Annotated in this window: 9 protein-coding genes and 1 pseudogene; 4 read left to right on the top strand and 6 right to left on the bottom strand. The window is 31.7% G+C overall.

From position 1 onward, the window contains the following. Positions 1-215: pseudogene (locus GMA11_RS08685) on the bottom strand (ISL3 family transposase); the annotation flags it as partial. Positions 216-372: 157 nt separating this feature from the next. Then, a complete protein-coding gene (locus GMA11_RS08680; RefSeq protein ID WP_163546760.1) occupies positions 373-573 on the bottom strand; it encodes a DUF2929 family protein in 201 nt (66 codons plus the stop codon). A gap of 200 nt (positions 574-773) precedes the next feature. On the opposite strand from GMA11_RS08680, the gene GMA11_RS08675 reads away from it, so the two are divergent. After that, positions 774-2,237 (top strand): ABC transporter substrate-binding protein/permease, encoded by a 1,464-nt coding sequence (locus GMA11_RS08675; protein ID WP_205422927.1) that lies wholly within the window; start codon positions 774-776, stop codon positions 2,235-2,237. A gap of 106 nt (positions 2,238-2,343) precedes the next feature. Here the strand turns inward: GMA11_RS08675 and GMA11_RS08670 are convergent, their stop codons facing one another. Continuing rightward, positions 2,344-2,970, bottom strand: coding sequence for a hypothetical protein (locus GMA11_RS08670; protein ID WP_163546759.1), 627 nt, complete (start codon positions 2,968-2,970; stop codon positions 2,344-2,346). A 143-nt stretch (positions 2,971-3,113) separates the two neighbouring features. Between GMA11_RS08670 and GMA11_RS08665 the strand changes: the two genes are divergently transcribed. Further along, on the top strand, positions 3,114-3,455 hold the full coding sequence (locus GMA11_RS08665) for a putative DNA-binding protein (protein ID WP_163546758.1): 342 nt from the start codon (positions 3,114-3,116) through the stop codon (positions 3,453-3,455). Then, positions 3,455-4,870, top strand: coding sequence for a signal recognition particle protein (ffh, locus tag GMA11_RS08660; protein ID WP_163546757.1), 1,416 nt, complete (start codon positions 3,455-3,457; stop codon positions 4,868-4,870). The genes GMA11_RS08665 and ffh overlap by 1 nt, the downstream gene beginning before the upstream one ends. A 97-nt stretch (positions 4,871-4,967) precedes the next feature. Here ffh and GMA11_RS08655 read toward each other — a convergent pair whose 3' ends face one another. Continuing rightward, a complete protein-coding gene (locus tag GMA11_RS08655) occupies positions 4,968-5,099 on the bottom strand; it encodes a DUF4044 domain-containing protein (RefSeq protein ID WP_163546756.1) in 132 nt (43 codons plus the stop codon). A gap of 48 nt (positions 5,100-5,147) precedes the next feature. Continuing rightward, positions 5,148-6,812 (bottom strand): NFACT family protein, encoded by a 1,665-nt coding sequence (locus GMA11_RS08650; protein ID WP_163546755.1) that lies wholly within the window; start codon positions 6,810-6,812, stop codon positions 5,148-5,150. 134 nt (positions 6,813-6,946) lie between these two features. Between GMA11_RS08650 and GMA11_RS08645 the strand changes: the two genes are divergently transcribed. Next, positions 6,947-8,977 carry a penicillin-binding protein 2 gene (locus GMA11_RS08645; protein ID WP_163546754.1) on the top strand — a complete coding sequence of 677 codons (2,031 nt, stop codon included), beginning with the start codon at positions 6,947-6,949 and terminating at the stop codon, positions 8,975-8,977. Between the two features lie 79 nt (positions 8,978-9,056). On the opposite strand, the gene GMA11_RS08640 is transcribed toward GMA11_RS08645, so the two are convergent. Then, a partial coding sequence (locus tag GMA11_RS08640) for a transposase (protein ID WP_205422926.1) occupies positions 9,057-9,529 on the bottom strand: 473 nt, incomplete at its 5' end.

Below are 9,529 nucleotides of genomic sequence, written 5' to 3'. Positions count from 1 at the left end.
TGTCTAAACTTTGGTAATAATGTTTTCGTTTGATATGTCCCATGTTTGATGAGTGTTTCAGCATGACAATGTGGACAGATGTGGCAAGGCTTTGTCCAAGTACCTTTAATAAAGTGGTGGGGAATACCATTTATTGTTTTTTCTTCTAACCAATGGTCATCAGCTATGAAAGATTTATCTGTTAATGTCAACAATTTTTTTGTATAATAATCCATGAGAAATACCTCCTTGTTTAATTGTGGTGATTTAATCATACAGGTATTTCTCTTTTTTTGTCCACTTTTATATACAAAATCGTGTTGGTGGATTATTCCCACCAACACGATTTATTATAGAGCCCATAAAAAAAGACAGTTGGTAGACTGTCTTTTTTTAATGAGATACTTCATGTGATTTTTCTGCTTTTTGAATAGGTGGTAACATTTTTGTGATGATGATTACTGATAATGTTGCTGCAACGGCTAAAGCAGTTGCGTGAGAAAAATGGTATTGCATTCCTGATAAGGATGCACCCAAAAAGAATGTTACTTGTGTAATTAAAAATGCCCAAAAAAATGTGATGACGACTTTCATCCTAGTATCGCCTCCTATCTTGCTTAAATGAAACTTTCTTTGTTCATTATACGCCCAATAAATTATTTTTTCAAATAGTTTAATTCACTAATCATGTTATATTATATAACATGATTAGTGATAAGAATTTTGCTAAATTTAATGTTTATCATATAATATAAAGAAAGAAAATTTAGTTTACAGAAAAAAGGAGTTAAATAATGAAAATAATAAAAAAAATAGGGAAAGTGTTTAGTGTTATTATATTATTTTTGGTATATTTTATAACATCAAACAATACTTTTGCTACGGAAGTTTATACAATCGCAACAGATACAACATATGCTCCTTTTGAATGGGTAGATACATCTGGAGAGATGATCGGATTAGATATAGATTTATTAAAAGCTATTGCTAGAAATCAAGGATTTGAGGTAACAATTAAAGCACTAGGATTTAATGCTGCTTTACAAGCGTTAGAATCAAATCAAGTTGACGGTGTAATCGCAGGTATGTCGATTACAGAAGCAAGAAAAGCTAAATTTAATATGTCGGATATTTATTTTGAGGATGATGGTATTGTTGTAGCCACAAAAAAAGATAGTACAATCCAATCATTAGATGATTTAAAAGGAAAACATATTGCTATAAAAATTGGAACAGCAGGTGCGACATACGCTCAAGAATTAGCAGAAAAATATGGGTTTACAACAACAACTTTTGAAGACTCGGGAGCAATGGTTGAAGCTGTTTTATCCGGAAATAGTGATGCTTTATTTGATGATTCAATAAGTATTGAATATACTATTTCATCAGCTAATGTTCCATTAAAAACGATAAAAACAGAATCACCGAAATCTATTTATGGCTTTGCATCAACGAAAGATGATAAAGGAAAGTCTTTGGTTGAAAAATTTAATGCCGGATTAAAACAATTAAAAGAAAGTGGCGAGTATGCGACTATCGTGAACAAATATTTAGGTGGTTCATCATTAGCTGTAACGACACAAAATACACAAACTACAGTAGAAGATACGTCTATCATCGGTATTTTACGTACAAATGGTAGTCAAATTTTTAGTGGACTTTGCCAAACACTTTTATTAACATTTATATCTATTGTTATTGCACTAATATTAGGTATGATTTTAGGATTGTTCAGTGTTTCTCATAATAAAGTATTGATGTTTTTCTATCAAGTTTATATTGATATTATGCGTGGTACACCACTCTTGGTTTTAGCCTTTTTCGTTTATTTTGCTATACCACAATTTTTTAATTTCAAATATACAGATGCATTTTTACCAAGTTTGATAACATTAGGATTAAATGCAGCTGCCTATATAGGTGAATTATTTAGAGCAGGTATCAACGCTGTAGATAAAGGACAATTCGAGGCTTCTAGTAGTTTAGGATTACCATATCATACAACAATGCGAAAAGTTATTTTACCTCAAGCGTTAAAAGTCATGATTCCACCATTTATTAACCAATTTGTGATGACATTAAAAGACACTTCTATCTTATCAGCTATTGGATTAGTAGAATTAACACAAACAGGAAGACTTATTATTGCTAGAACGTATGCGTCAGGAAATACATGGGTTGTTGTAGCTGCTACTTATATTATTTTAATTACATTACTAACAAAACTATCAGCATTATTAGAGAAAAAATGGCATTAAAAAAATTATTCAAAAGTAAACAATTTAGAAGTATATTATCATAGTAAAAAGTCTTGACATCAACATGTTCAACAAGTTGATGTCAAGACTTTTATTGATTTTCAGTTTATTCCTTTTCTTCGTTATCTCTAATTGAATATTTGTAAAATTTTCTTGTTAGAGCAAAAATAGTAAAAATAGTAAGAGATACACACGAAACGATATAACTGATAAGTTCATTTTTTATTTCTGAAGCAATAACAGCTATTACTAATTGAAAAAAGATCCATAAAATCGCTTTTGTATTCGTTGTTGTAAAGTGAACATACATTTTATACATAACAATTAAGTACCAAATACCAAAATAAAGTAAACCTATTATCAATAGTAAGAAAATAGGACCTAATTGTAGGAAGAGTGAGGTATAATCTGTTATATCACGATATTGAAAAATAGTGGATACAATAAATACAGCCATACCAATAATACATATCAAAGGAATAATCGTAAACCAAATAAATTTTTTTATACCATTTTTATGTTTTTCTTTATGTAGCACGTCTTTAGGTAGTTGCATATTTTTACTATAAGACAAATAACCTAAGAAATAGGCACTTGAAAAAGGTATAAAAGCACGTAGTGGAGATTTATATTGTGATAATTTTAGTAATTTATAATAGGCTATTGCAGACGTAATATACGATATTAGCAAGGGAATTAATGAATTAGATAATAAAGATCGATTTTCATTCATAAACAACACTCCTTTTTTATTTCTTTTATTGTAAGCGTTGTTTTTACTTTTGTAAAGCCAATGCACTTTTAATGAAAATAATACATCATCCTTAAAAAATATGCTATAATGAAAAATGTGCATAAAAGGTTAGGAGTGAGAAGATGGAAATGGAAAAAACAGCATATATGAGCATGTTGTACGATTTTTACGGAGGACTCCTAACAGCAAAACAAAAAGAATATTTAGAATTATATTATGAACAAGATTTATCGCTGAGTGAAATTTCTGAGGAGCTAAATGTTAGTAGACAAGCTGTATATGATAATATTAAGCGTAGTGAGCAAATATTGGCACATTATGAAAGTGTCCTGCGGTTAATTGAACAATATGCTGTAAATGAAAAACATCTAAAAGTATTACAAGAATATGTTCGTACACATTATCAAGAGGACGCTGTGTTGCATCGTCTTGTTCAAGAAATAGGGAATGGAGAGGATAAATAATGGCTTTTGAAGGTTTATCTGAACGCTTACAAGGAGCGGTCAAAAAGCTAGGTAGAAAAGGAAAAATTACCGAAGCTGATTTAAAAGAAATGATGCGTGAAGTACGTTTAGCATTATTAGAAGCAGACGTTAACTTTAAAGTTGTCAAAGAATTTGTAAAAAAAGTAAATGAACGAGCTTTAGGAGCAAATGTGCTAGAAGCATTGTCTCCTGCTCAGCAAGTCATTGATATTGTTAATGAAGAATTAACAGCCTTAATGGGAGGCGAGCAAGAACCGTTCCGGTTTTCTGTTAAACCACCGACAGTTGTGATGATGGTTGGTCTACAAGGGGCAGGTAAAACAACAACTGCTGGTAAATTAGCGAATTATTTAAAAAAACAAGAGCACAAACGCCCAATGTTAGTAGCCGGCGATATTTATCGTCCTGCAGCGATTGAACAATTAAAAACAATTGGTCAACAATTAGAGCTACCTGTTTTTTCATTAGGTGATACAGTTAGTCCAGTTGATATTGCAAAACAGGCCATTGATAAAGCCATTTTAGATGGTAGAGATTTAGTCATTATTGATACAGCAGGTCGTTTACATGTGAATGAAGAATTGATGTTGGAATTAGAACAAATTAAAGCTGTGACTAATCCAACAGAAATTTTACTTGTTGTCGATGCAATGACAGGGCAAGATGCTGTTAATGTTGCACAAGCATTTAATGACCGTTTAGATATTACGGGTGTTATTATCACAAAACTTGACGGTGATACCAGAGGTGGGGCAGCCTTATCTATTCGTCAAATGACAGGTAAACCAATTAAATTTACTGGACAAGGTGAAAAATTAGATAATTTAGAACCATTCTATCCAGATCGAATGGCATCACGTATTCTTGGTATGGGCGATTTAATGACATTGATTGAACGTGCAAAACAAGAATTTGATGAAAAAGAAGCTGCTAAAATGGCAGAAAAAATGCGTGAGAACACATTTAACTTTAATGATTTTATTGCTCAAATGGATCAAGTATCCAATATGGGACCTTTAGAAGATTTAATCAAAATGATTCCAGGTATGAGTAATATTCCTGGAATGGATCAGTTAAAAATTGATCCAAAAGATATGGCACATATGAAAGCCATTGTCTTATCCATGACACCAAGTGAACGTGAAAATCCAGATAGTTTAACGCAAAGTCGTCGCAAACGTATTGCCAAAGGATCAGGACGTAATATCATGGAAGTTAATCGCATGATTAAACAATTCAATGAATCACGTAAGATGATGAGCCAAATGTCAAAAGGTAATCTAGGAGGTTTGGAAAATCTTATGGGTGGTGGTGTCAAAGGAAAACTTGGGAAACTTGCCATGAAACAAATGATGAAAAAGGCAAATAAAAAAGCGAAAAAGAAAAAAAGATAGATAGTTTGCGAGTTGATGAATAGAAGCATCAACTCGCAATATTTTTAAATAAAAAATAAGCGAAGAAATGGAAGATGTCCATTTGCTTCGCTTGTTTTTAGTGATTTAAAAAATTATAAACGTACATACCACTACCGATAATGATAGATCCCAATGTTGCAATGAGCATTAACCACACAACAATTTGTGTAATTTTTTCCATTTTTGTTTTCTCTTTTTTCTTATACATATATAAACTCCAATCTATTCTTTCGTATACATTATAATGAAATACCCTTTAAAAATCAACTTTTAGACGCTCAATAATAGACTTATCCGGAGATACAAATAATGTTTTTTGATTTTCATAAATAACAAATCCTGGTTTTGCACCATTCGGTTTTTTTATATATTTGACAGCAACATAATCGACTGGGACATTTGATGATGCTTGAAATTTTGAATAGTACGCAGCAATTTGTGCAGCTTCTAATAATGTATCTTGACTAGGAGAGTCATGTTGAATAATAACATGGGAGCCCGGAATGTCTTTTGTATGTAACCAGATATCTGTTTTTTTAGCTTGTTTCAGTGTTAATGTATCATTTTGTAAATTATTCCGTCCAACTAAAATAGATATTCCGTCACTAGAACAAAATTGTAGTGGTGCTAGTTTTTTGTGTTGTTGTTTTCGGTTCATTCGGTTTTGCTGTTTCAAATAACCTGTTGAAATAAGTTCTTCTTTAATCGCCACCAAATCTTCTGTATTTGCTAATTTAATTTGTACAAGAACACTTTCTAAATACATATTTTCATTTTGTGCTAGTTCAATTTGTTCATCAAGATGAGAAATTGCTTGTTTTAATTTTTGATATTTTTTGAAGTAATATTGTGCATTTTGTGTCGGTGTTAATTCAGGTTTTAGTGTGATAGTCATCGGTTTATTATCATCATAAAAATTTAAAAAAGTTCCAGAGGTTTGTCCTTTTGGTATTTCATAAGAAAAAGCTGTTAAAATCTCACCTTTGATACGGAATGTATCTGCATGTTCAGCGGAATTTTTTTCTGTATGCAGTTTATTTAATTTATCTAGATTTTTATCGATAATTTGTTGTAGTTTATAGATTAAATTTCCACTTAATTGTTGGACACGTTCTAATTTTGCTTTTTCTTGATAAAAGACATCTAATAATTCGTGTAGAGAATTTATTTTTTCACCAGTTGTGTCTATACATGAAAAACCATGGGAGGTTAGTGATGGACAAGTAGGAGCGTTCTTTAATTGATAAAGACTATCCGACAAAGAGCATTGCTCGTGCTCCATTGTATCTAAGACCCATTGAATAGTATCTCGACCTAATCCTTGGAATGTTTCTTGAATAGATTTTGGATTTGCATCAACCGTGCTACAAATATGTTCCAATTCATTTTTTGAAAGTGTGATAATATTTTGTTTGTGTTGATACGGTGGGAGTGTGTATAGTTGATTGGCTGCCAATAAACGATATGAATTTTTTGTTTGTGACACACGTTTTAAACAATCCAAAATTTTATTCGTATAAGGATTGATTAAAAATAAATTACTATGTCTACCCATTAGTTCAATCGTTAGGTGGAGCAAATGCTCATCACCAATATCATCTTTATTTTGAAAAATAAAGGTTGTGATACGGTCAATACCAACTTGTTGAATATCTTTTAAAAAAGCACCTTCTAAATGTTTTCTTAGTAACATACAAAAATTTGGTGCTATTTCAGGATTGAAAAATGTTTCTTGTGTTAAATGGTATCTTGCTTGTGTTGGATGAATACTTAAAAGTAATTTATAGTTTTGGCGATTTGCACGCATCGATAATACAATTTCGTACGGACTAGGTTGATAAATTTTATTGATACGTCCATTTTCAAGCTGTTTTTTTAAATCGTTATTTATGTGATAGGTAAAAAATCCATCGAAGCTCATGCTTATCTCCTTTTTTTATTTAATATATTGGATACATTCTATCGTATTATTGAAAAAATAGCCAATAAATGAATGTAAACAAGTATAATTTCTGATATAATAGTTTTTATGTTAGTATGAAAAGGTGACGATAAGTGAACAAAAAAGTAAAGAAATCACATATTCCATTGCGATTAAATCTATTGTTTTCTGTTATAGTGATTTTATTTATTATCTTAATTGTAAGATTAGTGTCTTTACAATTAACAAATCATGATAAATACACAACTATTTTAACAGATACCAAAGCTATACACGTAAAAACGGAAATGGCAAGGGGACAAATTTTTGATAGAAATGGTGTTTTATTGGTTGGAAATAAGGCACATACGACCATTAACTATACAAGACATACACTTAATACGAGTGATATGGTGAAAATTGCAACACGTTTATCGGATTATATTTCTGTTTCAACAGAAGAATTAAAAGAGAGAGATTTGAAAGATTATTGGGCTGTTTTGCATAAAGATGAATTGAATAGTCGTTTGAGTACCAGTGAAAAAAAATTATCTGGGGTAGCTTTATATAATACGCAATTAGAAAAAATAACAGCAGAGGATATTATGTTCTCTGATAAGGATAAGCAAATTGCAGCTATTTTTACACGAATGAACAGTATTAGTTCATTATCTACGATAGCGATTAAAAATAGAGAGGTTACAAATGAAGAAATCTTTAATGTAACAGAGCATTTAACCGAATTAACAGGCATATCCATAGGTTCTGATTGGGAAAGAATTTATCCTGAAGGAGATTTTTTGAAAGCAATTCTTGGTAGTGTATCTACTGAGAAAACAGGGTTACCTCAACAAGAAGCTAATTTATTGATGGCGCAAGGTTATGCAAGTAATAGTCGTGTTGGAACTAGTTTTTTAGAGAAACAATATGACTCAGTTTTAAGAGGAACACCAAAAGTAACGTCTGTTACATTGGATACGAATAATAAAGTTATGTCTTCGACAGAAACATACGAAGGAAAAGCAGGTTCAAATCTTGTTTTGTCATTAGATACAGCATTACAAAAAAGAGTAGATGGCATTTTAACGAATTTTTTAACAAGAAATATTGAACATAAAGGATTAAATAGTTCTATTTATGCGGTTGTTCAAAAAACTAATACTGGAGAAATTTTATCAATCAATGGTAAAAAATATGCTTATAATGAAGAAAAAGATACTTACGATACCTCTAAAATTGAAGATGATATTTTAGGTGCAATGAATAAAAATTTTGGTATGGGATCTGTTGTCAAAGCAGCCAGTGTAGGTATAGGGTATAAATATAATGTAATCGATGAAGAGAATAATGTATTAATCGATTCTCCATTGCATTTTCAAAATTCAAATGCAATTCGTTCTTTCTTCAATCAAGAGGGAAGTGTTGCGATAAATGATATTACAGCATTAGAACGTTCTTCCAACGTGTATATGGCAAAAATCGCCTTAGCAGTTGGAGGACAACCAGATTTTTCCACCGGGAATACATTGTCTATTATGGACGATACGATTTATAAATTGAGAAGAGAGTATGCTGCGTATGGTTTAGGAGGCTCTACTGGTATTGATTTACCAAATGTCAGCACGGGATATTCTCCATATCAAACACCACTTGTTGGGGCTGTCTACTTATCTTTTGGTCAGTATGATTTATACTCTCCACTACAAGTATCACAATATATGACGACAGTTGCCAATGACGGAGTGCGTTTTGCACCAAGACTAGTACGAGAAATTCGTGACATCAATAGCTTAACTGGTTTTGGGCAAGTTCAAACAGATATGACGCCAACATTGATGAATAAGGTTGATTTAACAACCTCTCAATTCAGTCGTATAAAAGAAGGTCTATACCGTGTTGTAAACGGATATTTAGGAACAGAATATACAAATTATGCTGGATTTGGTATATCAGTAGCAGGTAAATCAGGAACAGCAGAGGCCATTTATGACGGAGATATTAAAGACAAAGCACAATCAGAAGTAATCAACTCTATTTTTTCTGGATATGCTCCGAGTGATAATCCCGATATAACAGTAACTGTTGTTGTACCACATTTAGAAGGTAACGAAGGTTATGCGGGTCAAGTGGCTAGACAAATTTTTGCAACCTATTTTTATAATTAGAAGTTTTTCAGTAGTGAATGACATTAGTCATTACCAATAATAAAAAAGGAGAACTGACAATATGAACTGTCAGTTCTCCTCAGACTGTTGACAATAGCGATAAAAAATCCAACGTATTTTTCCAGTTTTGAAAAATACGTTGGATTTTGCATTTAAAAATGATAAATAAAGAACTATATTGTAAAAAATGGCTATCTCTCGTGAGTAGAATTGCCATTTTTTTCATATTTTGGGCAGCACAAGATAACCAAGTGTACTGCTGCATCTTGGCTACTCCTCTATATTGTGCAAACCGATACCCATGATTTTGTTTAGAGTCTGCAAAGCTACGCTCAATCGTTTCTTTCCGTCGTTTATATAGTGCTTTCCCAAACGTAGATAATCGACGCTCACGACATCTATCGTATACATCAGCATCTATCGCTCGACGTAGTATCCGTTTATTACTGTTATCGCTTATACGATACTGTTTATATCCTTGTCTATCAATGTTTCTGTAGGTATAAATTTCTCCCGTACGTGTATCCGTAAAACAATCTCTAGATGAATCAT

The organism is Granulicatella sp. zg-ZJ (assembly GCF_010892355.1).
In the GTDB taxonomy this organism is placed as follows: domain Bacteria; phylum Bacillota; class Bacilli; order Lactobacillales; family Aerococcaceae; genus WM01.
The sequence above is the reverse complement of the archived record's forward strand: the minus strand, read 5'-3'. Positions and strand labels throughout refer to the sequence as shown.

What these genes read in the sequence shown, in the direction of transcription:
- GMA11_RS08680 (WP_163546760.1), bottom strand. Translation starts at nt 573, where the DNA reads ATGAAAGTCGTCATCACATTTTTTTGGGCATTTTTAATTACACAAGTA.
- GMA11_RS08675 (WP_205422927.1), top strand. Translation starts at nt 774, where the DNA reads ATGAAAATAATAAAAAAAATAGGGAAAGTGTTTAGTGTTATTATATTA.
- GMA11_RS08670 (WP_163546759.1), bottom strand. Translation starts at nt 2,970, where the DNA reads ATGAATGAAAATCGATCTTTATTATCTAATTCATTAATTCCCTTGCTA.
- GMA11_RS08665 (WP_163546758.1), top strand. Translation starts at nt 3,114, where the DNA reads ATGGAAATGGAAAAAACAGCATATATGAGCATGTTGTACGATTTTTAC.
- ffh (WP_163546757.1), top strand. Translation starts at nt 3,455, where the DNA reads ATGGCTTTTGAAGGTTTATCTGAACGCTTACAAGGAGCGGTCAAAAAG.
- GMA11_RS08655 (WP_163546756.1), bottom strand. Translation starts at nt 5,099, where the DNA reads ATGTATAAGAAAAAAGAGAAAACAAAAATGGAAAAAATTACACAAATT.
- GMA11_RS08650 (WP_163546755.1), bottom strand. Translation starts at nt 6,812, where the DNA reads ATGAGCTTCGATGGATTTTTTACCTATCACATAAATAACGATTTAAAA.